Raw genomic sequence first — 25,374 nt, forward strand, 5'->3', positions numbered from 1 at the left:
TCAAAGTATTTTGACGATAAACCACAGCGTTGGGGAATAAGACGTAAAGATGGTCAAGCGATTTATATTGCAGCTTTATATGAAATTTGCCGTATTGGAGACGAAATTATTCGTTCGGCAACCATGATTACAATGGACGCGATTGATCATCCTATGATGAAAGATTTTCATGAACCCGGAAATGTGAAACGCTCGGTGATCATTATTCCACACGAGCGTTTAGATGAATGGCTAAGCTGGAACTCACCAGATATCCATTCTTTTGTAGAGGGATTTCCGGAAGTAGAGTTTGAATGTTCCCATGTCCCTAAAGCAAAAATCGAAAAAATTAGTCCCCAACTTAATTTTTTCGATTAGTCCCCCGATGATTAGGATAAATTTTTAAAAATAAGTTTAAGACTTTCCATCATTTTCTCAATTTGTAACGGAGTGAGACCCTCGTAAGTCTGTTCCAGCACTATATTACTTAGATCCTTAATCTTACGCGTCATTTGTTGTCCTTTCTCGGTTAGCACAACTCGGGTAATACGAGCATCATCTTCACATGAATACGTTTCAACCAGTCCTTCATCTTTTAAACGATAGACGATTTTGGTTGTGGTCGACATTTTAGATACCACCATTTCTGATAGATCTGAGACACTCGCATGAGGTTTGGACTTAAGTGACAGTAAAATACGGCGACGTGAATTGTCCAGACCATATTTTTTCATTGCATGGTCTAGATTATTTACACATCGTGTATGGACTTGAGTAATCCAGTAATAAGGAAACTCCTCTAAACTAAAATCTTCACCGGGTGTAAGTAAAAATTTACTGTATTTTTTGGTCATTGTTTATTTTCCCCATTTTTAAGTTTTACTTATAATTTATTGCCGAAACCTTTTTATTAAAAAAATATAATAAAAATGTATTAATTTTGTGTATTTTACTAAAGTTTAAAAGAAAAAAAATCAGTGTGTAACTGAAATTTAAAAGTCAAACCTAGATTATCGTGATAAATTTTTAAAAATATGTTGCAGACTTTCCATCATTTTTTCAATTTGTAAGGGGGTCAACCCTTCAAAAGATTGTTCCAAAACTACATTAGTCAAGTCATTAATTTTTTGAGTCATTTGATTACCTTTCTCGGTTAAGACAACGCGAGTAATACGGGCATCATCTTCACAAGAGTAAGTTTCAACTAAACCTTCATCTTTTAAACGATAAACGATTTTAGTAGTCGTTGACATTTTAGATACCATCATTTCGGATAGTTCTGAAACACTGGCATGAGGCTTGGATTTTAAAGCAAGTAAAATACGACGACGTGAATTGTCTAGCCCATATTTTTTCAGCGCATGATCAACGTTTTGTACATATTGAGCATGTACCTGAGTTACCCAATAATAGGGAAAATTTTCCAATTCAAAATTTTCTGTTGAGGGTAAAAATTTACTATATTTTTTTGTCATCTCTACTTTCTCCCTATAATTGTTGTAATTTTATTTTATTATTGTAACTTATTTTTATTAGAGTTAAAGTGAAAAATATATTTTTTACAACACTATAAAGTAAAACTTAAAATAAATTTGTGAACTAATTTTCATTTTAACCCAAATTAATGGGCTAAATTTTTAAAAATATATTTTAAGCTTTCCATCATTTTTTCAATTTGTAGAGGGGTGAGACCTTCGAAAGATTGTTCCAAAACCACATTGGTCAAGTCATTAATCTTATGTGTCATTTGATTACCTTTCTCGGTTAGGACAACGCGAGTAATACGAGCATCATCTTCACAAGAGTAAGTTTCAACTAAACCTTCATCTTTTAAACGATAGACGATTTTGGTGGTGGTTGACATTTTGGAAATGACCATTTCAGATAGATCTGAAACGCTGGCATGAGGTTTGGACTTTAGTGACAGTAAAATGCGGCGACGTGAATTGTCCAGACCATATTTTTTCAAAGCATGATCTACATTTTGTATATATTGGGCATGTACTTGAGTAACCCAGTAATAAGGAAAATTTTCCAAAGTGAAATCTTCTGCTACAGAAGGTAGAAATTTGCTGTACTTTTTAGTCATGGAGAAAAGCCTCCCTAAGATTGTTGTAATTTTAATTTGTTGAAAAGCGTCTTATTTAACTTGAATTTTGCTTACCAACACACATTTTTTTATTGTTATTAATATATATCAAGTTTTTTATAATGCAATAAGGAAACGTATATTAATAACTTTTCTTACAAAAAATCCCGATCAAAAGTGATGATTTGTAGAAGATAGAAATAGCGTTCTTTGTCTGAATGTAAGCCCAGCAGGCCTTGAGATAAATTCCGAAGTTCTATTTGAACTTCAGCATTTTGATCATTTCGTTAAAAGAGTATTGTACTAAAAGTGTTCGTGAGGTCGAACGATAAGCAGCAGTCATGTAAAGGTTTGGCTATAGGCACGATTACGCTCTTTTAACATTATGCTAAGTAAATGAATGATGAAGTTAGAATTAAGATAAGCACGTTAACGATTGATAGGAGCAATAGGTTGGGGAGCCTGATTGAACAACAATGTTTCTGCATTCGTTATAGCCAATATTATGTAAATTTTTTGATGCGATTAAAAACTTGCCTCTCAAATTTAGCGATCGAGGATTCACTGTAATTATTTTGGCAATGTTTTGTTCTGGTGTAGAGAAACTGGGGTGAACGGATCTTTTTAATAAAGATCTGCTGCTTTTTTATCATCTAGTTAACAAATCAGTCCAGTGTATTCATTAAATTTTTCTTATATAAATTTACAAAATAAGTATTTGTTTAAAATATCTTTTTTATTTATTGGTCAACGCATGTACTTAGCGATAAATTTTATCTTTTCTTAAGCTAAAAATCCGATGAACAGATGAAATAAAAGTATAAAAAATAAGCTGAACTGCTTACCAGAGTAGGGTTAAGTCGCTAAAAATACAAAAATCTAATTACATTTTTTCTGAATTATGCATAATAAATTTATCTATTGTTGAACAGGTCATATTTATGGATCCGTCGCCGTGCAGGTCTAGGTTTATTTTTAACCAAATTTATAAACTCGGAGAGATAAACTAATGGAGTTTTTATTAGATCCGGGAATTTGGATTGGTTTACTCACTCTTATTGTTTTAGAAATTGTTTTAGGTATTGATAACCTAGTCTTTATTGCCATTTTGGCCGAAAAACTTCCTCCAGAACAACGTGATAAAGCGCGTGTCGTGGGTTTATCCCTCGCTTTATTCATGCGCTTGGGTTTATTGTTTGCCATCTCTTGGTTAGTCACTTTGACCAAACCGCTTATTACCGTCTTTGATTGGACATTCTCAGGTCGAGATCTCATTCTTTTATTCGGTGGTTTATTCCTTGTGTATAAAGCCGTAACTGAACTACATGAAAAGATTGAAGGCAAGCCTGAAGTTAAAGTTACCACCAATATTGTTTATGCAAGTTTTGCAGCAGTTGTTGCGCAAATTGTAGTGTTAGATGCCGTATTCTCTTTAGATTCGGTGATTACCGCAATTGGTATGGTTGATAACATTTATGTGATGATGGTGGCAATGGTCGTTGCCATGGCTGTGATGTTATTAGCGTCTAAATCATTAACTGCTTTTGTAAACCGACATCAAACAGTCGTCATTCTGTGTTTAAGTTTCTTGTTATTAATCGGGATTAGCTTGATTGCAGAAGGTTTTGGTTTCCATATTCCAAAAGGCTATATCTATTCAGGTATTGGTGTTGCAATTGCAATTGAAGCATTTAACCAGTTTGGCCAGCGCAATGTAGCCAAACATGAATCTAAAATTCCATTGCGTCACCGTACTGCAGATTCCATCCTGAAACTGATGGGCGGAAAAATGGAAGCGGTCACTGATAGTGCTCAGCACTCTGAAGCTCAAGAAGCTTTTGCCGATGAAGAGCGTTATATGATTGGTGGGGTATTAACCCTGGCAGAAAGGTCTGTCGCATCGATCATGACTCCACGAAGTCAAATTTCTTGGGTAGATATTGATGATACGCCTGAACAAATTCGTGAACAGGTGCTGTCTGTACCACATAGCTTATTTCCAGTTTGTCGCGGTAGCTTGGATAAGGTTTTGAGTGTGGTGCGTGCCAAAGAGCTTCTGGATGTACTTGAAGATACTGAACAGCTCAAGGCTTTAATCAAACGCCATCGTCCGATTTATATTTTTGAAAAAATGAAAGTAATTGATGCCATTAATACCTTGCGTACCTCGAAAGGTTCTTTGGTATTGGTGAGTGACGAGTTTGGAAATGTGCAGGGCTTGATTTCTCCTCTGGATGTATTTGAAGCCATTGCCGGTGAGTTCCCGGATGCCGATGAGCAGCTTGATTTAGTTAAAATTAATGATCACACCTGGAAAGCCTCTGGCATGCTCGATGTATATCAGCTTGAACTGGAGCTGGGCATGATGGATCTGGTGGAAGAAGAGGCTGGTTATATCAGTCTTGCCGGTCTGATTTTAGATAAGACTCACGGTAAGGTAAGTTTGGGAGCTCAACTGGAATATCATGGTATTCATTTTGAAGTGACTGAACTGGAAGAGAATCGGATTAAGTCCGTGTTGATTACGTATCGCGAGAGATAGTGATTAAGGATTCAAGATAAAGAAAGAGATTAATATCTTTTTCTCATCCATTCTTTTTGAACTTTTGAAAAAGCCTGACAGCTTGCTCTGCTGGGCTTTTTTATTGTGCTTTACATTGGTTTTTATTGACCAGGATTGCCACAGCAATATTAGAACTAGGTGGTAAAAACTGATGAACTTTCACTAAATCACCATATTTAGTGATATCTAATTAAACTAAAAACAGTAATAATTGATATATATCAAAAAAATGGATCAATTTGATGCATATTACCGAAACGATTGTAGATTTTGCACAACTTGCATTTGAACAAAAAAATCGTTTTTTTAAAATGATCTGTGAATTTGACCAGCAAATTTTTCCAGCTTCTTGTGAACAAGATATTTATAATTTTATTCATGATCCGGATGCTGTTTCAGTTTTGGTGGTTCATTATTATCATAAAGATACCTTGGTCGGGCAAAATATTATTCCGGTACTTAAGCTTTCTTTACAAGGTCATCCAATCTTTGTGGTGAGCTCGCGGGCGAGTATTTTACCGGCTTATCGCAAAGGCAACAGAATACTTAAAACTGCAATCCGGGTTGCGATTAATCACCGGATTCGCCATCCTACTATTCCCTTATGGTATGTACCTACCGTCATACAGCCTAAAATTTATACCTATTTTGCATCTCGTTCACAAAATTTCTACCCACGTAAAGGAAGAGAAATTCCTCAAGAATATTTAAAGGTTCTGGAGATGATGCAGCAGCGCAAGCAGGAAATATGCAAGCGCCGAGAAGATATTTTTGTTTATCCTTATGTGATGCCGCAAACCACACCTGAACACATTCAAAAACTTAGAAATAAGGCAACGCCACATATCAATTTTTTTATGCAGCATGTGCCTGACTATTTTGATGGCATGGGCTTGCTGTGTATCTGTAAATTGGATTTAAAAACCATTTTGGAAACCATCTTTAATTTATTTTTAGACCGCAAAGTGTATTAAATTTTATTCTCTAGAGACTAACTGAATCCTCTACTTTAAATTTCTCAGTTTGTATAAAGAAAGCATAAGCAAAAATACTCATCACACTTGAAAATATCCGTATCTTTTGAGCTTCTATAGCTCAGATGCATATGACTATAGTTAGTTCTGATAGTTTTTAAATAATTTCGACATTTTCCTTATAGTTCAATGAAAGCAAATCCAAGCATTTGGATGAGTACATTGAAGTAATTTAAATAAGGAAACGGGATGTTAAATCAGCCTTTTGATACGGATGTTGTGGTGATTGGAACCGGCCCAGCGGGAGCAACCACTGCCTTAGCCTTAGCCACTTATGGGATTTCAGTCCGTTTTTATACCCAGTTTAATGGTCTGGCAAATTCGCCACGAGCGCACATTACCAATCAGCGTGCAGTAGAAGTATTGCGTGAATTTGGCTTGGAAGAAGAAGCCAAAAATATGGCAACTCCATGGCAACACATGGGGGAAAGCATGATCACCACTAGTTTAATTGGTGAAGAAATTGCTCGTATCCAGGCGTGGGGAACGGGTGATTTACGTCATGGCGATTATGTGAAGGGTAGTCCTTCGCCTTTATTCGATTTGGTGCAACCTGAAATGGAAGCACTGCTGGTGAAGCATGCGGTTGCGCGTGGTGCAAATCTATTTTACAACACCGAATACTTAGATCATGAGCAAGATGATGATGGCGTTACGGTCTGGTTCTTAGATCGATTGGAAAACCGTAAATATTCGGTTCGTGCCAAGTATTTGGTGAGTATGGATGGGGCACGCTCTAAAATCGTGGAGAAAATTGGTCTTCCGATAGAAGGTCATATGGCGCGTGCCGGTACCACTTATGTGCGTTTCAAAGCTGACTTGACTAAGTATGTGCAACATCGCCCAAGCATTTTGCATTGGATTGTAAATCCTGCCGCAGGTTTTGGTGAAATTGGTATGGGCTTGCTGCGTGCCATTTCTCCATGGAATGACTGGATTGCAGGTTGGGGATTTGATATCTCTAAAGGTGAGCCGCAATATACCGAAGAACAAATCATCCAGCGTATTCATACCTTCATTGGCACGGATGATGTCGATATTGAGGTTCAAAATGTATCGGCATGGTATGTGAATCAGGCGTTTGCCAAGCATTATTCAGTCGGTCGGGTTTTCTGTGGCGGGGATGCCGTGCATCGTCATCCACCATCGAGTGGTTTAGGTTCAAATACCTGTATTCAAGATGCATTTAACTTGGCATGGAAACTGGCTTTTGTCATTAAAGATTGGGCGAAAGCAGATTTGTTGAACTCTTATAGTGATGAGCGTGTGCCGGTGGGACAACAAATTGTCGCGCGTGCCAACCAGTCTCGCATGGACTACAAGTATCTGAAAGATGTTTTCGGTTTTGATCAAGGCATTGAAACCACCCAGCAATTGTTAGATCGACTGAATGCACCGACAGCAGAAGCGGCTGAATTGCGTACTCAACTGAATCATGCCTTGGAAATTAAAAACTTTGAGTTCAATGCGCAAGGTGTAGAGCTGAATCAGCGTTATCAATCCGTTGCCGTGGTTTTGGAGGATGAAAATGAAGAGCAATGGCAAGCTGATCCGCAATTGTATTTACAGGCAACTTCTCGTCCTGGAGCGAAAATTCCACATTGCTGGTTAATTGATGCGAAAAATGGTCAGAAGGTTTCTACTCTGGATATCGTCGGAAATGGCAAACTTACTTTAGTGACTGGTTTATCCGGTACAGCCTGGAAAAAGGCTGCTGAACAATTAGGTTTAACTTATCTAGATGTTGTGACCATTGGGCAAGAAGTCAAAGATGTTTACGGCACCTGGCAAAAAACTTGTGAAATTGCTGAAGCAGGGATGTTGCTGGTTCGTCCGGATGGTTATGTGGCATGGCGCTATCAAGAAGCACTCTATGATGATGCCGAAGCCTTGCAGAAATTAACCCATGTGTTAGAACAAATGCAGTATCAAATCGCTTAATTCAGGTTTTTAAAAGTTATTTTGAAACCTGCTGTCGTTGAACAGATTGCTGAATGATTTTTGCGGTAAATTGCAAAACTGGATTTTCGGCATCTGTTCGATAACTGGCATACAGCGGTAAGGTCGGCAAGTCTTGTTTCAGTTCAATTGCCTGTACATTCGGGTTCAGCAATTGCCGTGCATATTCAGGAATAAAACTCCAGCCCAAACCCATATTGATGAGATTGATATGCTGTAAGGCATTGGTAACTTGATATTTATATTGCAGTTTTAAATTTTCTTTTTCAGTGAACTGTTGAATTCGCTGATAGAACACTGGAGAAAAGAGCTGGTCACAGACAATAAAGTCATCATTTTGAATTTGTCTTAAGTCCTGAATTTTACGCTTGGCAATATAGGTTTGATGGGCAACACATAATAAATTTTCTTCAAACAGCATAGTGCTGCTATAAAGCGGATCATCCATCCACACGCGACTAAAAATCAAATCCAGTTCGGAATTTTTCAGTGCTTGAAATTGCTCGCTACAGGATAAACTTCTGATTTTAAGATCGACCTGCGGAAACTGAGCACGAACCTGTTGAATGATGTGAGGGATAATGGTCATTTCCGCCACATGCAATACGCCAATAAACAGCTGTTGCTGACCCTGATTGGCGATTTGACGTGCATGAGCAACTGCAAGTTCTGCGTATTTAATCGATTCCAGGGCATATTTGAGAAAGCCTTGTCCCTCTGCAGTCAGGGCTATTTGTCGAGTACTTCGGTCGATCAGTTGTACGCCGACTTCTTCCTCTAAATCTTTAATTTGCTGGCTGAGGGAAGGCTGTACAGTACAGAGTTTTTGTGCAGCACGGGTAAAATTGAGTTCTTCAGCCAAAGCCACAAAGTAACGTAAATGTCTAAGTTCCATTGAGTATATCCTGCTGAAAAACGGGTTTATCCTACTGTTTAAAAACTAAAATAAAGCTCTATGCAGAATCATCAACATGGATATTTTTTAGATTTCAAGAATTTTAATATCGGCATATTGCTGAATTAAATCAGGATTCAAACTATGGATGTAATCCATAAATGCAACATTAAACTGACCAATTGTTTGCGCTTTTTCAAATGCCAATTTTCCTGCAATGGCAAAATGCGTATGTGCAGCAATGGTGGCAATCGTCGCTGTAGTTACAGCACAGTAAGCTGCGATTAAAGCACCGAGTGCACAGCCTGTTGCGGTAACTTTTGGCTGTAAATAAGAGCCACCATTGACCTGAATTACAGCATCAAGTTCTTTGCTTAAAATAAAATCCGATTCACCTGAAATGGCGATGCATTCAGCATGTGCTAACAATACTTTGGCTTGGTTATAGACATCGGCGCTATCCAGCGTGCTATCGACGCCTTTGGAGAGCACCTGATTGCCTGCAAGGTTACTAATTTCTGAAGCATTACCGCGAATAACCGTGGGATGATATTGCAGTAACTCATCCACCATAGCCGAGCGCCATTTTAAAACGGGGCCATAACCGACTGGATCAAGCACCCAAGGGATACAGGTACGCTGCGCCGTTTGTGCAGAAATTTGCATGGCCTGCATTTGTTCATTGGTGGGTGTACCCAGATTAATGCTCAGTGCAGCGGAAATAGTGGTAAAACTTTCGGCTTCGAATGGATTGTCAATCATGGCAGGTGAAGCACCGGCAGCCAGCAAAATATTGGCTGCATAATTGGCTGCAACGCTGTTGGTAATGCATTGCACCAAAGGCTGCTCGGTTTGCAGCTGTGTCCATGCTTCAACAATATGCTCGACCAATGTTGAAGTTCGATCCATAGGATTATTCCTTAAGTTATATATCTGATTGCAGAGACTGGACATAGTAGATCACCATTTATTGGGTGAAATACTATTGAGTAAAATAGTGGTCTTGATGCTTACAGCTGCGGCAGCAGAGTGTCACATAATTTTCAGCATCATAATCCACAGTAAGCTCATTAGAACCGCAATACATACAGCGTTTTTGTGAATAGAAGCTTAAGCGCGGTTCAATCTTTTTCCAGATCCGCCAGATTGGCTGGAAAAAAATACTCTCATCATAGCCGAGAAAGCGGAAAAACAGGATTTCGCTTATTTTGCTAAAAGGAATATTGTGCGGACGCGGCAGGGTAGATGTTTCCCATTTTTCGGTCACGGCACGGTCACGATATTGCTGCAAGGTTTTCTTTAACAAATTAGTGTTAATAAAGTTTTCATTACGTACTTGCAAGGCTTTTTGCTGATGCAAATATTCTAGTGCAGTTTGCACCAGATAATAGATTTGCCCCACCGCCAATGAATCCATCAGGCGATAACAAAAGGTCTGAAAACTGTTATTTCCGGCAATTTGAATGCCCCAAGTGCGGCAATAAAACTGGGCAAACTGAATAATTTCCTGATAAAGCACCAAATAAAGTACATTTTTTACTTCATCGGCATTTTTAAAGGGCACGCCCATGGTTAAATTTTCATAAAACCAGTTGCGAAGTTGCTGGGTAATGCTAAACAGACTCGGTTCTGAATAACCGTCTAAACGCACATTAACATAGTACTGATGTGCCTCTGAGGCAAAATCTTTGGCAATCAGGATTTGTTCTTTTACCAGCTGTTTGACCAAATAATTTTGGAACAAATAGTTCGGGGTAATCGAATGGTATTTGATGCTTTCCCAATCGATGTATTCATGATGGTTAGTATGTTCTTGAACTTGATTGTCCAAGATACTGAGTAAAAATAATTTGTTTAAAAAACTGATTTGATCGAGTCGATATTCAACAGCATCTTTCTCTTTGGACTTTAGTTTGCGCTGCTCTTGCAGACGCGTTTCAGTGAGCATTTTTTTTCGATTGACGAGGCATTTGTCACAATGACAGTTGGTGCGACCATCCTGAAATACCCGATGTTGGCAGTGACTACATTCATGAAAATTAAGTGCTTGATCGTATTGTTCTGCTTCAATCCAGAACATAGATGCCTGACACAACGGGCATGATGTACTTTCATCGAGCTGTTTTTGCAGAATCTGAAGGAGCATGGAAAGAATCAATCAAAAGTCGGGTTAATCATGCCATCGATTATACACGGGTCTTTTGCTGCGACGTGACGGAATAGGGCCGAATAGCAAATAATTCGTTAAGTGCAGCCCATCCGTTTATAGTAGGTTTGAAAAATAGCCTAAGCTTATAAATGAATGAATGTAGAGATGAAAACTCGAATTTCATCTCCACAATAAAAAACAATGTTAATCAGAGCGTATAAATCTGGTAATTAATAAGAGGCAGGGCAAGGTAGTGAATCATCCTCTTCGCCTAACTGCTTTGCATTAATTAAAGCCTGAACTTTTTTGGAGGGAATTTTCTTGCTCCCTAAGGCATCGTAGTTATTCAGAATTGTACAAATATCAATCGACTGCATTGGAATTCCTTCACAGCTCATAAACATGGCAATGACTTTGTGATCGATTCCTGCAGCATCAAGCGTTTGCATGGTTTTGATATTCTCGACGCGAACAATATGGTCTTTTAAATACATCATACACCTCTTCTAGTTTTGCTTTACTTTTTATAGTGCGCTTTACACAGATGAATACAAGCAAAAAACGTGCTCAAAATGTAGTCATCTTGAAAATTAGTGTCAATTTGAGTTAAATATTTTTATTGCATCGAAAAAATTTAATTTATACAGTCATTTATGAAAAATAAGTCTTGTTCGCATCCTCTTTTTTAAATTGAATAATCAGAGCAGTATTTAAGATTAAAATGATCCAAATCGTGCATTTATGTACTTTAAATCATCAATAGGGACATTAAATGTACCAATGTACATAACCTGAATTGAAAACTGGCAGCAATATGCCCATATATAACTCAAACCAACCGCACAGACAGATTGTGAAAGTTGTCGTATGATCGAAGCATTTCACAACAACAAAGTCTTGGCTTAAGAACGACAGGATTAGGACATCATATGAATATCGCGGCAAACCCAGTGGTTGAAGCAGACCAGACTGTTTATTTAAAAGACTATCAAAAACCTTCTTTTCTGGTTGATTCAATCAACTTGGATATTCAGGTGCATACCGATCATACCAATGTGAATGCAGCATTGGTGATGAAGCGCCAGACTGCTGGGGATTTGGTGCTGCTCGGGCGTGATCTGGAATTAAAATCCATCACGTTAAACGGCAAGCTACTGACTGAAGCAGACTACACCCTTGATGCTGAACAGCTGGTGATTGCCAATGCACCGAATGAAGTCATTCTTGAAACAGAAGTTGTTATTCATCCGGAAAGCAATACCCAGCTTGAAGGTTTGTACCAAGCCAGCGATGATTTATTTGTCACCCAAAACGAACCTGAAGGTTTCCGTAAAATTACTTTCTATCCGGACCGTCCGGATGTGCTGTCTGTATTTACCACACGCGTAGAAGCCGATAAAAAATTCCCGGTACTTTTAGCCAATGGTAACCTGATGGAAGCGGGTGAGGCAGGCGAAGGCCGTCACTATACTATCTGGCAAGATCCGACCAAAAAACCAAGCTACCTGTTTGCCTGCGTGATTGGTGATTTGGCGGTGTTAAAAGATTCTTATGTGACGTCTGAAGGCCGTAACGTTGCACTAGAAATTTATGCCGAAGAAAAAGATATTCCTAAATGTCACATTGCGATGGAAGCCCTAAAACATTCGATGCGATGGGATGAAGAACATTATGGTCGTCCGTATGATCTGGACAACTACATGATTGTCGCAACAAGCGCATTCAATATGGGTGCCATGGAAAATAAAGGTTTAAATATCTTTAATACGTCTTGTGTGCTGGCTGATGAAGAATTCACGACAGATGCTGCCATCATGCGGGTGCAGTCGGTGATTGCACACGAATATTTCCATAACTGGACCGGTAACCGGATTACCTGTCGTGACTGGTTCCAGTTATGTTTGAAAGAAGGTTTGACCGTATTCCGTGACCAGTCTTTCTCGGAAGATTTACAATCCGCTGCGGTACAACGTATTGATGATGTCGCGGTACTCAAAGCACATCAATTCCCGGAAGACTCAGGTCCGCTTTCGCATCCGCCACGTCCAGATCATTTTGTCGAAATTAATAACTTCTATACCGCGACTGTGTATGAAAAAGGTGCAGAAATTAACCGCATGATGTCGACCTTACTCGGCAAAGAAAAATTCCGTCAAGGCACTGACGAATATTTTCGCCGTCATGACGGTCAGGCAGTAACGGTTGAAGACTGGATTTCTTCATTGACAGATGGTTCTGGTGTGGATTTATCGGCCTTCCTGATTTGGTACAACCAGCCGGGAACACCAAAACTGGAAGCCAAAGGCGAATATGATGCTGCGACTCAAAGCTATCGTTTAAGCTTTAAACAAAGTTTAAAAGCCAATGCCAAATATCCAAACCTAAAAGCTGTACCCATCCCAGTGGCTTTGGCACTGTTTAATGCGGAAACAGGCGAGCAATATACTTTGCAGTCAGAAGCCTTATTTGAAAATGGGGTAAAAGATGGCGTGTATTTATTCGATCAGGCAGAAGCAACGATTAAATTTGCCGGCATCACAGCGAAACCTGTAGTGTCATTGCTGCGTAATTTCTCTGCTCCAGTCAATCTGGAATTCAATTATTCAGATCAAGAGCTGGCGTTCTTGATGCAATATGAAACCAACGGTTTTAACCAGTGGCAAGCCACTCAAACCTTGCTGGAACGCATTTTACTGGAAGGTCATGAGGCTGATATTTATATTCAAGCCATGAAAAATACCCTGCCTGAAGTGATTCAAAAAGATCCGCTGCTGGCTTCACGTTTGTTTGATGTCCCTACAGAAGGATATTTGGGTAGCCGTATTGATACAGATTATCAGCCGGCCAAAATCCAGGAACAGCGGAATGCTTTACTGGACACATTGGCGCGTGAATTTGGTTCGTTCTGTAAAGAAACCTATTTGGAATTAGATCCTGATAACCAAAGTGAATTCTCGCAAGCGATGGGTGTTCGTGCACTCAGAAACATTATGCTAAGTATGATTGCACGTCAAGGTGATGTATCAGCTTTTGATTTAGCATATGAGCAGTATCATACTGGTAATATGTCTGAACGTTTGGGTGCGCTTAAAGTTCTGGTCTGGAATGATGCACCACAAGCTCAAGAAGCTTTAGCAGACTTCTATAGCCGCTTTGAAGATGAAGCTTTGTCACTAGATCAGTGGTTTATGGTGCAAGCTGCACATCCGAAAGCGACTGAGGAAACGATTCAATATTTAACTTCACATCCGGACTATGATTTGGGTACACCAAACCGTATTCGTGCGGTAAGTGGTGGTTTAAATGCCAATCCGGTGAATACCTGGAGTTTTGGCGTACAACACTATATTAATTTAGCTAAATATCTGGATCAGAAAAACCCGATTGTGGGTTCACGTTTATTACAAGTGCTTTCTCGCTGGTACACTTTGGCAGAACCACAACGTACAGAAGTAAAAACTGCACTAGAAGCTTTAAAGCCACAAGTGAAATCTAAAAACGTAACGGAAACTTTAAACAGTATGTTGAGCATATAACTCAACCATCACTGCCTAAGTAGAAAAAGCCTTTTTCTGATGACAAGCGGAAAAAGGCTTTTTTAGTTGATATTTCATTTATTTAGCTTTCTGAACACGCGGTTTATTATTTAGACTAACTTCATTAAATCCTATCATAGTAAGACAAAATACATATTGAATAATCACATTAGAAGTGTCCAATTAATCACACTTTAAGGGTAATATATGTATATTGAAGCTCATCTCAGGATGAGCTTTTATCATTTAACAGACTGTGATTGCATTAGCCTGTCATTTTGCTAAGTAGACTGGAGATTGGTTTTGTTAGTTAAAATTGAAGATGGTTTATATTTGAACTCTCAACATATTATTGCGATTCGAGTTTCAAAAAATGCCTATGACGGAAAATTTGTGGTCGTAATTGAATATACACCAAATAATATTCAGGCTACGGGAAGTTATCAAAAGAACTTTGACAGCAAACTGGAAGCAGAAATTTACCTGCAAACTTTATATCAGCATATTTCTAAAACAAATGCTTAGAAGACACGCTAAGCAGATGATGAAAAGATGGATAGAGAAAAGTCCCTGTAATGTAGGAACTTTTTTAGGGCTTATACTTTCATAATCAGTACTGGAATGGGTGACTGGGTTAATACTTCTTGGGCCACGCTTCCTAATACTAATTTTTTAAATCCGGTTCGACCATGCGAACCCATAATAATGAGATCGGCACCGACTTCATCCGCAACATGCATAATACCTTCAGCTGGTGATACACCGCGCACAATTTTTGTATCCACATTAATACCATCACGAATGAAAGATTGCTTGATTTCTGCCAGACGTAACTGCGCACTTTTTTCAGCTTGCATAAAATAATCGGTAATTGCAGGTGCAACCTTATAAAAATCAACACCAACAAAGGGATCTACAGCAATGACACTGGTGATGGTGACTTGGCTATTTAAAGGTTTGGCTAGGGCTAAAGCTTGTTCAACAGCTGCATAAGAAATAGGGGATTCATCTACTGGAACCAAAATATGTTTATAAGTCATGAAATTTCCTTATGAATATAGCTGAATTGATAAAAATATGAATGATTTATAGTCCGTTATGATGACTATTTTACGAAAGGCAGGAAACGATAAAATGAGCCTGACATGCAATGCAAGGCTCGTGTTTAAACTTATTCTTTTACAACCAGAACAGGCAGCTTGGTGGTTTTTAAAACATCCTGAGCAAAGCTGCCCATCAAGAATTTTTGAAAGCCTTTACGTCCATGAGAACCTATTACAATCAGGTCAGTTTTCAATTTTTCCGCCGTATTAATAATGCCTTCTTCCGAGATATTTCCTTTAATAATTTGAGGCGTTGCAATAACCCCATTTTCGGCAGCAATGGCTTTGGCTTTTTCTAATGCTTTTTCGGCATTGGCATAAGCCTCAACAAAATATTCTTTCATGATTGGAGAAGGATAATAGAAATCTGCTTCAGAAAATGGATCTTCAGTGACCAGGCTGATCAGGGTCAATTGACTGGAAAATGCTTTAGCAATTTGCGCGGCATTTTTCACCGCGGAGAAAGAAATGTCAGAGCCGTCAACTGGGACTAAAATATTTTGATAAGTCATAAGAACGATTCCTTAGTGTTTATTATGTAGCCATTATTTATAGATAGCACATTGTGTCGGATTGATCAATTTAGTCTGTGAAAATTGTTTTAAAATTCATTAAATTATATAAAAATCATAAGTATAAGTGTGCACTGCTTGGCATTAAAAACTGAGTTAAAAACTCAACATTCAGGGCAAGTATTTCTAAATGTTTAAACAGGGATTAAAATGCCCAAAACATGATAATGCCCCGCAAAATTTTAAGGGGAAAACTGATAGGGCAAACTGTGCATTCCAAATCTTTTAATCTAAGTTTATGTTTAATTGCTGCACTATCCAGTAGTGGTTGTCAGAATATCCAAAGTAGCAGCAAGCTCATTGCCGGCGTATTTAATGCTTCAACCACTATTCAGAAAAAATTTATTGATCAGCATGCTCCAGAAACTTTGGCACTGAAAAATATTGTATATATGCAAAATCCGGCGCTGCACCTGGATATTTACCAGCCCCGCGACATTGCAGAGTTGGGAGTCCGGCCAACTGTGGTCTGGGTGCATGGAGGCGGCTGGATTTCAGGTTCCAAAGAACATGCGCGAGGTTACTTTAAACGGTTGGCTGATCAAGGCTATAACGTGGTTTCTGTCGAATACCAATTTGCTCCGCAAACGATTTATCCGCAGCAGTTGCTTCAGATTAATCAGGCCTTAAAATATATTAGTGATCATGCCGATACTTACCAGATTAATGCTCAGCAACTATATCTGGCGGGTGACTCGGCAGGTGCCAATTTAGTCAGTCATTATGCGGCTTTGCTCAGCAATCCGGATTTTTCCCAGCAATCTGCTATTAGGCCGTTAATTCAACGTGAACAAATTAAAGGTCTGATCCTGCATTGCGGAATTTATGATCTGAATGCCTTTATTAATACTGCTCCGGATGAACTGAAACTGATCGAGTGGGGCATATTTAATTTGGTGCAGGCTTATACGGGCAATAAAAAAGATGATACTGAATTTTTAAAAGGTATTTCTCCTATTCAATATCTCACAGAAAACTATCCACCAGTGTTCATTAGTGGAGGCAATAAAGACTTTTTAACTAAAACTCAGTCTGTCCCTTTTGCTGATGCCCTGATGCGTAAAAACATACCTGTAACTGGGGTATTTTATCCAAATAGCAAAGAATTTTTAGTTCATGAATACCAATTCATGATGGGTAAAAAAGCCAGTCAGCAGACATTTCAGCAAACAATACAGTTTATTCAAAAATATAGTGACTTATCTTTTTAGGCTTATTTGAGATAGGTGAATATTTGAAGTTAGATGGCGCTTAATCTCTGTGAAAGTAGCATTTGAATGACAGATTAAGGAGGACAGGATATGAATCCAATGCTGCTGGCTTATATCTTACTGGCTTTGGCGATTATTTCCGAAGTTACGGGGTCAACATTTTTAGTTAAATCTGAAGGTTTTACTCAACTGGTTCCGAGCCTGTTGGTTTTTATCTTTTATGTAATTTCATTTTATTTGCTCTCTCAAGTCCTTAAAACCATTCCTTTAGGCATTGCCTATGCTATATGGAGCGGTGTAGGAATTGTATTGACCGCCTTGATTGGATTTTTTATATTCCGTCAAAGTCTGGATTTGCCTGCTGTAATTGGAATTGTCATGATTATCGGTGGCGTTATTGTGATGAATGTCTTTTCTAAATCAGTGGGGCATTAACCCTATACAACGACTTGGCTAAAACGAATATTAACTTATTTACTCATGCACGTCGCAGGTAAAATAGTAATTGATCAGTGAACTTATATCCTCCCGAAAAAGATATAAGTACAAAATAGAACGACTAGAGATAGATGTTATTTGAAGGATGAGTGTGTTCTAAACTTGAAAATGAAGTGAACAACAAGTCCAAATAATAATCCCCAAAAAGCTGAACCAATACCAAAAAACTGAATACCGGAAGCACTAAATAAAAAGGTCAGTAGCACAGCTTCTCGTTCAGCAGCCTGATGAAAGGCCAGCGCAATGTTATGACCGATGGTGCCTAACAGCGCAATACCTGCCAAAGCAGTAATAAATACGCCAGGGAAAGACATTAAAATACTGGTCAGTGTCGCCGCAAACAAACCCATCAAGATATAAAAGAAGCCGCAGCTCATGCCGGCAATATAACGTTTTTTGCTGTCAGGATGGGCCTGATCATCCAGACTGATGGCAGCACTGATGGCGGCAATATTCACGGAAAAACATCCAAAAGGCGCGAAAATGGTTTGTGCTGCTCCGGTCCAGCCGATCAGCTGGTTTACATTTGGTTCATAACCATAGCTTTTGATCATGGCAAGACCGGGCAAATATTGTGATGCCATGTTAATGACAAACAGCGGAAGTGCCAAACCGAAAATGGCCGACCAGCTAAATTCAGGCGCTATCCATACGGGTTGAGCCAGACTGAAATGAATGGTTGAAGCATGAAACTGTAGAAACAGAGGACATAAGGCAATACCGGCAATTACCGTGATGACAATGCTATAACGTGGCGATAATCGTTTAGAAAGCACATACACCGCCAATAATGACAGGATAAACCCCCAGTCATTTTGCATGCTGGCAAACAGTGAAATACCAAATTTCAGCAACACGCCTGCGAGCATTGCACTGGTTAAACTTTGCGGAATATAGGCTAAGACTTTCTGGAAAATACCGGAAAAACCTAAAATCGCCGTCAGCAAACCACAAACCAAAAATGCCCCAATCGCTTCATAAAGACTATAACCATTGGCTGTGGCCAGAATTAAGGCCAGCCCTGCGGTTGACCATGAGGTCGCAACAGGATATCTAAACTTCCAGGACAGGATTAAACCGCTTAAACCAATGCCCAAACCGAGTGCCCAGAACCAGGAGGTGATTTGTGCTGTGGACGCGCCCAAAAGTTGAGCCGATTGAATCACCAATACAGAGGAAACACTGATACCGACCAGGAAGGTAATAAAACCTGCAAAGACAGCAGGAATGGAGAAGTCTTGGAAAAGTTTTTGCATAAATCCTTTGCAATGGTGATTTTATAATAGTGGAAAAGCGTACTAATCATACGCTTTTCATTTTCAAGCGCAAAGACATCATTGCTCTAATTTGTAGAGTGTTGATGACTTTAATGTACTGTTGTCTGTGAAAAAACTACAAGGTTGAGGTCGCAAGTTTAAGACCAAAACCACAAAATAACAGCCCTACAGCCGCTACACATGAGGCGGTCACTTTATAACGCGAGGTAAAATAAGACGCGAGTTTTGCGCCAGAAAAAATTAGAACAGTTAAATAACTCATGCTAATGATCTGCAGAATGAGTGCAAGTGCAGTAAAAGTAATCGCCGGATAAGGATAGGCTGGATCGACAAACTGCACGAAAAAAGACAAATAAAATAAAATGGCTTTAGGATTTAAAATACTGATGGTTAAAGCTGTTTTAAACGGATTGAGTTGTTCAATATTTTTTTCTACTGTGGATACTTGCGTTGTGGAATGAAGGGCACTCCAGGTATGGTAGGCAGCAATCAGTAATTTTATTCCCAAATAACTTAAGTAAATTGCGCCAATAATTTTCAGTAAGGTAAATACCCAAGGGAAAGTATGCAGTAATGAAGCTGCACCCAGTGCGGTCAGTAGAATTAAAACGAGATCACCGGTATATACCCCGAAAGCACTTTTATAGCCGGCTTTGATACCGAAACGTGAAGCGATGGACATTACATATAAAGAATTTGGACCGGGTAATAATACGATTAAGGTTGTACCAATAATATAGGTGCTGAGATCGGTGATGCCGAACAAAATATACTCTCAAAACATTAAAAAAAGCCGATTGTTAATTATAACAAAATCGGCTTTTTTATGGGGGCGCTCGGAGTGAATTAAGCTTTAATTTCAGCATCTAAGCCAAAAGACTGGCGCAGTAAGGTATTTAACTGCTCACGTGCTTTAATAAACCCGTCGATACCACTTTGTAAAAGTTGAGAAGACATCAAGTCATGTTCAATTTGCTCTTTAAATTTTTCTTTAGTTAAAGGTTCCACCTGATGCTGGCAATGTGCTTGAGCATGATCGTTAGAAAGCTGGGCTACCACTTCACGCTGATCCTGTTCCAGTTCTGCCAACAGGTTCGGAGAAACAGTGAGCAGGTCACAACCCGCTAATCCCAGTACCTGGTCGATACTGCGGAAACTTGCACCCATCACTTCTGTCTTGATGCAATGCTGTTTGTAGAAATGATAAATTTGTTTAACTGAAAGTACCCCTGGATCTTTCTCAATCGGATAATGATCGACATTTTCCGCTTTTTTGTACCAGTCCAGAATACGGCCAACAAAAGGGGAAATCAGGGTGACATTGGCATCAGCACAGGCTTGCGCTTGATGTAAACCGAATAACAGCGTCAAGTTACAATGAATGCCTTCAGCCTCTAATGCTTTAGCTGCCTGAATACCTTCCCAGGTCGAAGCGATTTTAATTAGGATACGATTTTGATCAATACCATAGGTTTTATATAATTCCAGAAGCTCTTTGGCTTTGGCAATGGTAGCTCCAGTATCGTAAGAAAGCGCTGCATCGACTTCAGTAGACACACGTCCTTCAATCAGTTTTAAAATTTCCACCCCAAATTTGACGGTCAGAATATCAATCGTACGTTCAACCAAAAGATCGTTGCTATACCCTTCAGATTTTGCCTGCTCGAATGCGGCTTCAATCAATTGTCTATTTTCAGCCTGTTTTGCTGCTGCGGTAATCAGTGAAGGATTGGTTGTTGCATCGAGAGGACGAAATTGTTCAATCGCTGAAAGGTCGCTACTATCGGCAACAATGGTGGTTAAGTTTTTTAATTGGTTTAAGGCTGATGAAGTCATTCTCGTATAGTTCTTAAAGTTATTTCGCGTCTATTGGTTATATCACAATCCACTGTTATCCAAAGTAAAAAGCACGTATAAGGCCTGTCTATTTTGTGTTTTTTCTTGAATTTCGGATGTGATTAATCAAAAAATGAGCAGCTGCGCCGAGTTGGCTTTCGCGACTCCAGACCAGATCGACAAAATATTCAAATTTAGGGCTGAAATCCAAAAAGTTTAAAATTTTAACTTGCTGGTGAATATGAGGATTTTGATTCAGCATTTCCAGAGGTAAAACCCCCCAGCCTAAACCCTGCATAATCATGGAACAGGCAGAATGATGATTGTCTGTGCGCCAGTATTGTTTGGAAAATAACAGTTCGGGCTTAATGGTTCGATCACGACTGGCCACTACAATTTGCCGGCTTTGCAAAATTTGCTCATAACTGACGTGTTCAATGTTTGCTAAAGGGGAGCCAACTGCAGCGACAGGAACCAGCGCCTCACGTTTAAGTTCAACAAACTGTTCACGGCTCTCCAATTGTTCGCGTTCAAACATCAATGCCAACTGAGCGGTTTGGTTGAGCAGCATTTTCAAGGCATCTTCTTGCGGAGCTGAAAAAATATTGATTTGCAATTCAGGAAACTGCTTTTCAAGTAATGCAATATAGCTCGTCCACTGCGTGTGCAACAGTTCAGAGACCACCACAATATTTAACGAGGATTCCAATCCTTCACTCAGGGCAAAAGCCTGCTGTTTCCATTGATTCATTTCAATTAAGAGTTGTTCGGTCTTTTCATATAAGGTTAGTGCCTGTGGAGTCGGCACAGGCTCACGGCCAACCCGGCTGAAGAGCGATAAATTGAGGTCAATTTCCAGATTGGCAATTGACATGCTGATTGCAGAGGGGACTTTGCCGAGTTTTCTGGCAGCGGCAGAAAATGAACCGCTTTCAATCACGGTCTTAAAAATGATCAGTTGTTCTTGGTTAATATTCATCTATCAAAACTTTTGAAAGAATCTAATTCGATTAATCAATATTATCAAAATAAAATGCCTTCATCCAAACCAATGAGTTTTAAAATGTTGATTTCCAAAAGAAGGATAATTCATGCGCTAAGTTATGAAGTGATCCTGCTGGTGATTATTGCGATCGTGCTGAGCTTTATTTTTGCAGTGCCGATGGAAGTGACAGGGACCTTGGGTATTGCCATGGCAGTTACCTCACTATTTTGGAATATGACTTTCAATCACTTTTTTGAAAAGTTTGAAGCCAAACGTAAACTGAAAAGAACGGTGAGGGTTCGGATACTGCATGCAATGGGATTTGAGGGTGGTTTAATGTTGGTCACTATTCCAATGGTGGCTTATGCGCTGAATATGGGGATTTGGCAGGCAGTTTTGACTGACCTCAGCATGACGCTGTGTATTCTGGTTTATACCTTCGTGTTTCAATGGGGCTATGACATTATTGAAAACCATTTAGGAATAGATCGTAGTTATCAAACATGATTTAAAAATTAATTAATATTTTGATCTCTTATTTAAGAAAAGATTTTTATCTTTTCAGGTACATTCCTTAACCTAAAACTGACATTTTGCTGCATTACTCGGGTTTGATCTCCTTTATATTAAAAATGCACTGCTTAAATATGAGAAAAGTGCATAATTTTTATAAGCTGTTTTAAACCTAATTTTAAAAGCATGATAAAAGGATAAGACCAATATGAATGACAATTTTGATCGTGACGTTGTAAAAAACCTTCCTAAAGATGCTCGAGATGATTTAAATGCAGATCCAATTACTGGTGAGCCGGGTGCCCATCCAGTCGGGACAGGCGTTGGTGCAGTTGGTGGTGCGACAGCAGGCGCAGCGGTTGGAGCAGTAGGTGGCCCAGTTGGAGCAATAGTCGGCGGCGCCGTAGGTGCAGTAGTCGGTGGTTTGGCTGGTAAAGGTGCCGCTGAAGCAGTGAACCCGACAGAAGAAGAAGCCTATTGGAGAGAAACTGCACATACCACACCTTACTATGCAGAAACGCTGACCACCTATTCGGACTTGGATTACGAGCGAGACTATGAAAATGCCTATCGAATTGGCTATGAAAACCGTCCTCAGTATGATGCAAGTACGCGTTTTGAAGATGTAGAAAATGATCTAAAAATTAAATGGGATCATGCGAAAGGATTGTCACGCTTAACTTGGAATGAAGCGAGAATTGCAGTTAAAGAAGCGTGGGATCGTGCTACGCGATAAGCTTTAAGCTATTGAATTAAAAAGCCCTCAGAAAAGTTAATTTTCGAGGGCTTTTTATTTAGCAAGTGAAAACAGCGTTATTTTTCAATAATCGCTGTAACACCTTGGCCGCCAGCAGCACAGATTGAAACAAGTACACGGCCCGAACCTTTCTGGTTAAGCAATTTAGCAGCAGTTGCAATGATACGGCCGCCAGTTGCTGCAAATGGGTGGCCCGCTGCAAGAGATGAACCTTTAACGTTCAATTTGCTACGGTCAATAGAACCCAGTGGAGCATCTAGACCTAAACGTTCTTTACAGAATTTTGGATCTTCCCATGCTTTAAGGGTAGAAAGCACTTGAGAAGCAAACGCTTCATGGATTTCATAGTAGTCAAAGTCTTGAAGAGTAATACCTGCACGTTCAAGCATACGTGGAACTGCATAAGCAGGCGCCATTAACAAGCCTTCTTTTTTCTCGACAAAATCAACTGCAGCAGTTTCCTGGAAAGTTAAGTAAGCAAGAACTTCATGACCATTGGCTTTAGCCCATTCTTCAGAAGCTAAAAGCACACAAGATGCACCATCAGTCAGTGGAGTTGAGTTACCTGCGGTCATGGTACGCGCATCGCCTTTACCGAATGCAGGTTTAAGTTTTGCAAGTTTTTCTACAGATGAGTCAGCACGTAAGTTGTTGTCACGTTCTAAACCAAGGAATGGAGTAATGAGGTCGTCGAAGAAACCTTCTTCGTATGCAGCTGCCATTTTCTGATGTGAAGATGCTGCAAGTTCATCTTGAGCTTCACGAGAAATGCCCCACTCAAGTGCAGTAATCGCTTGATGATCACCCATAGAAAGACCGGTACGTGGCTCCCCATTTTTTGGTGCATCCATCAAGTCTTTTACATTGATTTTGGTTAATGCTTTTAAGCGGTCTTTTGCTGTTTTCGCAATGTTCAATTCAAGTAATGCTTTACGTAAGCCGTCACCGAAAGCGATTGGTGCATCAGAAGTGGTATCTACACCACCGGCAACACCGACTTCAATTTGACCCAAAGCAATTTTGTTGGCAACAAGGAAAGCTGCCTGTAAGCCTGTTCCACATGCTTGCTGAATATCGTAAGCAGGTGTTTCTGGAGCAAGTTCAGTATTCAGTACACACTCACGTGTCATGTTAAAGTCACGGCTGTGTTTTAAAACTGCACCGGCAACGACTTCGCCTAAACGTTGACCTTGTAAATTGAAACGCTCAATCAGACCATTTAATGCTGCAGTAAACATGTCGCTGTTAGAAGCAGTAAAGTAAGCACCGTTTGAACGGGCAAAAGGAATACGGTTACCACCGATAATAGCAACGCGGCGAACTGTGTTTTGGTTCATGGTTTTATCCTGTTGAACTGACGTTGGTGTTTGAGATTCAGCTGTTTGGGTCGTTGAAGTAGTCGTTGTACTACGTGGTGACGTGGAACGAGTGCGGGTCGTTTTAGTCGTATTGTTTGCTGGCTTGGCTGTTGTGCCAGAAGTTTTAGTTGTACGCGGAGTACTTTTTGATGGTTTTGACACAGTTTCCGTAGCAGAATTTTCGACTGCCGGATTTTCTTGAGTTGTTTTGCTCATCAGGCTTTTCCAAGCATTTTACAGTATTCTTGGGGTGTACATTACCACAATCTAAAAACAGCTGAATTGACTAAAATGACATTAGGCAAAGCATTCAGGTCAAGACATCCATGGTTTAACTCAAGTATGATTCTATGGAAACTGATGATGTATTGAAATATAAGTGCCTGACATCATATTGAAGTTAAAAGGATATGTTCATTACCATCAAAAATTAATTTGTAAGAGAGATAATAAACATGACTGATCAATACCAAACCTTTGCAAAATCTCCTATTGGTAAATTTGTCATCAAAAATTTAGGTTTGCCATCACCAACTCCTTTAGAACGTTTCGAGTCAGCTTCACCTGTAGTAAAAGGTGCGGTGTTATTTGGTGCTGCATCATCCAGTACATTATCGGGTGCAATTGCACAAGTTCTGGCCAATATTCATGCTAATGGCTATGCGGGTAACAATTCAGAATTGCAACAGGCTGCAGCAAAAGCAGGTTTAAACCTGGGTGCATTTAATGAAGGTGACAAAGAGTCAAAATTTAAAGCAGTGATTTTTGATGCGTCAGGCATTCAAGACTCTGAACAGCTGAAAGAACTTTATAACTTCTTTAACCCGATTGCGCGTCAAATTCAGGCTTCAGGCCGAGTTGTGGTGGTGGGTATTAGCCCTGAAACTGCAAAGACAGTAAAACAGGCCATTGCACAGCGTGCGCTTGAAGGTTTTGTGAAATCAGTCGGTAAAGAATTCAAAAAAGGTATTGCAGCACAGCTGGTTTATGTAGATGAAGGTGCTGAAGCAAACCTTGAATCTACATTGCGTTTTGTGTTATCTCCACGTTCTGCTTATGT

The 25,374-nt window shown here is 39.5% G+C and carries 24 protein-coding genes and 1 pseudogene; 11 read left to right on the top strand and 14 right to left on the bottom strand.

What is annotated here, in order from left to right; genetic code table 11:
- A partial coding sequence (locus B4C48_RS12205; protein ID WP_291356876.1) for an SOS response-associated peptidase family protein occupies positions 1-357 on the top strand: 357 nt, incomplete at its 5' end.
- A gap of 11 nt (positions 358-368) precedes the next feature.
- Here the strand turns inward: B4C48_RS12205 and B4C48_RS12210 are convergent.
- The 3 genes from B4C48_RS12210 to B4C48_RS12220 all read right to left on the bottom strand — a co-directional run bounded on the left by B4C48_RS12210 (position 369) and on the right by B4C48_RS12220 (position 2,068).
- Entirely contained in the window at positions 369-833 is a 465-nt protein-coding gene (locus B4C48_RS12210; protein ID WP_291356878.1) for a MarR family winged helix-turn-helix transcriptional regulator, read from the bottom strand.
- A 156-nt stretch (positions 834-989) separates the two neighbouring features.
- A complete protein-coding gene (locus B4C48_RS12215) occupies positions 990-1,454 on the bottom strand; it encodes a MarR family winged helix-turn-helix transcriptional regulator (protein ID WP_291356880.1) in 465 nt (154 codons plus the stop codon).
- Between the two features lie 146 nt (positions 1,455-1,600).
- The gene (locus B4C48_RS12220; protein ID WP_291356882.1) at positions 1,601-2,068 is read right to left on the bottom strand and encodes a MarR family winged helix-turn-helix transcriptional regulator; all 468 of its coding nucleotides are present in this window, start codon (positions 2,066-2,068) and stop codon (positions 1,601-1,603) included.
- A 1,009-nt stretch (positions 2,069-3,077) separates the two neighbouring features.
- Between B4C48_RS12220 and B4C48_RS12225 the strand changes: the two genes are divergently transcribed.
- From B4C48_RS12225 to B4C48_RS12235, 3 genes are all read left to right on the top strand, one after another.
- Positions 3,078-4,610: a TerC family protein gene (locus B4C48_RS12225; RefSeq protein ID WP_291356884.1), complete on the top strand. Its 1,533-nt coding sequence runs from the start codon at positions 3,078-3,080 to the stop codon at positions 4,608-4,610.
- A 263-nt stretch (positions 4,611-4,873) separates the two neighbouring features.
- Positions 4,874-5,605 carry a hypothetical protein gene (locus tag B4C48_RS12230; RefSeq protein ID WP_291356887.1) on the top strand — a complete coding sequence of 244 codons (732 nt, stop codon included), beginning with the start codon at positions 4,874-4,876 and terminating at the stop codon, positions 5,603-5,605.
- 249 nt (positions 5,606-5,854) lie between these two features.
- Entirely contained in the window at positions 5,855-7,606 is a 1,752-nt protein-coding gene (locus B4C48_RS12235; protein WP_291356889.1) for an FAD-dependent monooxygenase, read from the top strand.
- Positions 7,607-7,622: 16 nt separating this feature from the next.
- Here B4C48_RS12235 and B4C48_RS12240 read toward each other — a convergent pair whose 3' ends face one another.
- From B4C48_RS12240 to B4C48_RS12255, 4 genes are all read right to left on the bottom strand, one after another.
- Complete coding sequence (locus tag B4C48_RS12240) at positions 7,623-8,519, bottom strand: LysR substrate-binding domain-containing protein (RefSeq protein WP_291356891.1); 897 nt, start codon at positions 8,517-8,519, stop codon at positions 7,623-7,625.
- 87 nt (positions 8,520-8,606) lie between these two features.
- Positions 8,607-9,428: a hydroxyethylthiazole kinase gene (gene thiM / locus B4C48_RS12245; RefSeq protein ID WP_291356894.1), complete on the bottom strand. Its 822-nt coding sequence runs from the start codon at positions 9,426-9,428 to the stop codon at positions 8,607-8,609.
- Positions 9,429-9,501: 73 nt separating this feature from the next.
- Entirely contained in the window at positions 9,502-10,665 is a 1,164-nt protein-coding gene (locus B4C48_RS12250) for a hypothetical protein (RefSeq protein ID WP_291356896.1), read from the bottom strand.
- Between the two features lie 233 nt (positions 10,666-10,898).
- Positions 10,899-11,162 carry a hypothetical protein gene (locus tag B4C48_RS12255; RefSeq protein WP_291356949.1) on the bottom strand — a complete coding sequence of 88 codons (264 nt, stop codon included), beginning with the start codon at positions 11,160-11,162 and terminating at the stop codon, positions 10,899-10,901.
- Positions 11,163-11,597: 435 nt separating this feature from the next.
- Here B4C48_RS12255 and pepN point away from each other — a divergent pair, with 435 nt between their 5' ends.
- Both pepN and B4C48_RS12265 read left to right on the top strand, forming a co-directional pair.
- Positions 11,598-14,204, top strand: coding sequence for an aminopeptidase N (gene pepN, locus B4C48_RS12260; RefSeq protein WP_291356898.1), 2,607 nt, complete (start codon positions 11,598-11,600; stop codon positions 14,202-14,204).
- A gap of 303 nt (positions 14,205-14,507) precedes the next feature.
- Positions 14,508-14,729 carry a hypothetical protein gene (locus tag B4C48_RS12265; protein ID WP_291356899.1) on the top strand — a complete coding sequence of 74 codons (222 nt, stop codon included), beginning with the start codon at positions 14,508-14,510 and terminating at the stop codon, positions 14,727-14,729.
- A 71-nt stretch (positions 14,730-14,800) separates the two neighbouring features.
- Here the strand turns inward: B4C48_RS12265 and B4C48_RS12270 are convergent, their stop codons facing one another.
- Positions 14,801-15,244 (bottom strand): universal stress protein, encoded by a 444-nt coding sequence (locus tag B4C48_RS12270; protein WP_291356901.1) that lies wholly within the window; start codon positions 15,242-15,244, stop codon positions 14,801-14,803.
- 131 nt (positions 15,245-15,375) lie between these two features.
- Positions 15,376-15,819, bottom strand: coding sequence for a universal stress protein (locus B4C48_RS12275; protein WP_291356904.1), 444 nt, complete (start codon positions 15,817-15,819; stop codon positions 15,376-15,378).
- A gap of 269 nt (positions 15,820-16,088) precedes the next feature.
- Between B4C48_RS12275 and B4C48_RS12280 the strand changes: the two genes are divergently transcribed.
- Complete coding sequence (locus B4C48_RS12280) at positions 16,089-17,090, top strand: alpha/beta hydrolase (RefSeq protein WP_414631512.1); 1,002 nt, start codon at positions 16,089-16,091, stop codon at positions 17,088-17,090.
- 90 nt (positions 17,091-17,180) lie between these two features.
- Positions 17,181-17,525 carry a DMT family transporter gene (locus B4C48_RS12285; RefSeq protein WP_291356907.1) on the top strand — a complete coding sequence of 115 codons (345 nt, stop codon included), beginning with the start codon at positions 17,181-17,183 and terminating at the stop codon, positions 17,523-17,525.
- Between the two features lie 137 nt (positions 17,526-17,662).
- On the opposite strand, the gene B4C48_RS12290 is transcribed toward B4C48_RS12285, so the two are convergent.
- The 4 genes from B4C48_RS12290 to B4C48_RS12305 form a co-directional block, all read right to left on the bottom strand.
- Positions 17,663-18,844: a benzoate/H(+) symporter BenE family transporter gene (locus B4C48_RS12290; protein WP_291356909.1), complete on the bottom strand. Its 1,182-nt coding sequence runs from the start codon at positions 18,842-18,844 to the stop codon at positions 17,663-17,665.
- Between the two features lie 136 nt (positions 18,845-18,980).
- Positions 18,981-19,631, bottom strand: coding sequence for a leucine efflux protein LeuE (leuE, locus tag B4C48_RS12295; RefSeq protein WP_291356911.1), 651 nt, complete (start codon positions 19,629-19,631; stop codon positions 18,981-18,983).
- 80 nt (positions 19,632-19,711) lie between these two features.
- Positions 19,712-20,701, bottom strand: a complete 990-nt coding sequence (gene tal, locus B4C48_RS12300) for a transaldolase (RefSeq protein ID WP_291356913.1) — start codon at positions 20,699-20,701, stop codon at positions 19,712-19,714.
- Between the two features lie 88 nt (positions 20,702-20,789).
- Positions 20,790-21,680, bottom strand: coding sequence for a LysR family transcriptional regulator (locus B4C48_RS12305; protein WP_291356915.1), 891 nt, complete (start codon positions 21,678-21,680; stop codon positions 20,790-20,792).
- An 84-nt stretch (positions 21,681-21,764) separates the two neighbouring features.
- Between B4C48_RS12305 and aceI the strand changes: the two genes are divergently transcribed.
- Together aceI and B4C48_RS12315 are read left to right on the top strand one after the other, a co-directional pair.
- Positions 21,765-22,193, top strand: a complete 429-nt coding sequence (aceI, locus tag B4C48_RS12310; protein WP_291356916.1) for a chlorhexidine efflux PACE transporter AceI — start codon at positions 21,765-21,767, stop codon at positions 22,191-22,193.
- A 214-nt stretch (positions 22,194-22,407) separates the two neighbouring features.
- Positions 22,408-22,935, top strand: a complete 528-nt coding sequence (locus tag B4C48_RS12315) for a hypothetical protein (RefSeq protein ID WP_291356918.1) — start codon at positions 22,408-22,410, stop codon at positions 22,933-22,935.
- 77 nt (positions 22,936-23,012) lie between these two features.
- Here B4C48_RS12315 and B4C48_RS12320 read toward each other — a convergent pair whose 3' ends face one another.
- Positions 23,013-24,530 carry an acetyl-CoA C-acetyltransferase gene (locus B4C48_RS12320; protein WP_291356920.1) on the bottom strand — a complete coding sequence of 506 codons (1,518 nt, stop codon included), beginning with the start codon at positions 24,528-24,530 and terminating at the stop codon, positions 23,013-23,015.
- 239 nt (positions 24,531-24,769) lie between these two features.
- Between B4C48_RS12320 and B4C48_RS12325 the strand changes: the two are divergent.
- A pseudogene (locus B4C48_RS12325) lies at positions 24,770-25,374 on the top strand (short chain dehydrogenase); the annotation flags it as partial.

It is taken from the genome of Acinetobacter sp. UBA3106 (genome assembly GCA_002365595.1).
Classification (GTDB): Bacteria; Pseudomonadota; Gammaproteobacteria; order Pseudomonadales; family Moraxellaceae; genus Acinetobacter.

What these genes read in the sequence shown, in the direction of transcription:
- B4C48_RS12210 (WP_291356878.1), bottom strand. Translation starts at nt 833, where the DNA reads ATGACCAAAAAATACAGTAAATTTTTACTTACACCCGGTGAAGATTTT.
- B4C48_RS12215 (WP_291356880.1), bottom strand. Translation starts at nt 1,454, where the DNA reads ATGACAAAAAAATATAGTAAATTTTTACCCTCAACAGAAAATTTTGAA.
- B4C48_RS12220 (WP_291356882.1), bottom strand. Translation starts at nt 2,068, where the DNA reads ATGACTAAAAAGTACAGCAAATTTCTACCTTCTGTAGCAGAAGATTTC.
- B4C48_RS12225 (WP_291356884.1), top strand. Translation starts at nt 3,078, where the DNA reads ATGGAGTTTTTATTAGATCCGGGAATTTGGATTGGTTTACTCACTCTT.
- B4C48_RS12230 (WP_291356887.1), top strand. Translation starts at nt 4,874, where the DNA reads ATGCATATTACCGAAACGATTGTAGATTTTGCACAACTTGCATTTGAA.
- B4C48_RS12235 (WP_291356889.1), top strand. Translation starts at nt 5,855, where the DNA reads ATGTTAAATCAGCCTTTTGATACGGATGTTGTGGTGATTGGAACCGGC.
- B4C48_RS12240 (WP_291356891.1), bottom strand. Translation starts at nt 8,519, where the DNA reads ATGGAACTTAGACATTTACGTTACTTTGTGGCTTTGGCTGAAGAACTC.
- thiM (WP_291356894.1), bottom strand. Translation starts at nt 9,428, where the DNA reads ATGGATCGAACTTCAACATTGGTCGAGCATATTGTTGAAGCATGGACA.
- B4C48_RS12250 (WP_291356896.1), bottom strand. Translation starts at nt 10,665, where the DNA reads ATGCTCCTTCAGATTCTGCAAAAACAGCTCGATGAAAGTACATCATGC.
- B4C48_RS12255 (WP_291356949.1), bottom strand. Translation starts at nt 11,162, where the DNA reads ATGTATTTAAAAGACCATATTGTTCGCGTCGAGAATATCAAAACCATG.
- pepN (WP_291356898.1), top strand. Translation starts at nt 11,598, where the DNA reads ATGAATATCGCGGCAAACCCAGTGGTTGAAGCAGACCAGACTGTTTAT.
- B4C48_RS12270 (WP_291356901.1), bottom strand. Translation starts at nt 15,244, where the DNA reads ATGACTTATAAACATATTTTGGTTCCAGTAGATGAATCCCCTATTTCT.
- B4C48_RS12275 (WP_291356904.1), bottom strand. Translation starts at nt 15,819, where the DNA reads ATGACTTATCAAAATATTTTAGTCCCAGTTGACGGCTCTGACATTTCT.
- B4C48_RS12285 (WP_291356907.1), top strand. Translation starts at nt 17,181, where the DNA reads ATGAATCCAATGCTGCTGGCTTATATCTTACTGGCTTTGGCGATTATT.
- B4C48_RS12290 (WP_291356909.1), bottom strand. Translation starts at nt 18,844, where the DNA reads ATGCAAAAACTTTTCCAAGACTTCTCCATTCCTGCTGTCTTTGCAGGT.
- tal (WP_291356913.1), bottom strand. Translation starts at nt 20,701, where the DNA reads ATGACTTCATCAGCCTTAAACCAATTAAAAAACTTAACCACCATTGTT.
- B4C48_RS12305 (WP_291356915.1), bottom strand. Translation starts at nt 21,680, where the DNA reads ATGAATATTAACCAAGAACAACTGATCATTTTTAAGACCGTGATTGAA.
- aceI (WP_291356916.1), top strand. Translation starts at nt 21,765, where the DNA reads ATGTTGATTTCCAAAAGAAGGATAATTCATGCGCTAAGTTATGAAGTG.
- B4C48_RS12315 (WP_291356918.1), top strand. Translation starts at nt 22,408, where the DNA reads ATGAATGACAATTTTGATCGTGACGTTGTAAAAAACCTTCCTAAAGAT.
- B4C48_RS12320 (WP_291356920.1), bottom strand. Translation starts at nt 24,530, where the DNA reads ATGAGCAAAACAACTCAAGAAAATCCGGCAGTCGAAAATTCTGCTACG.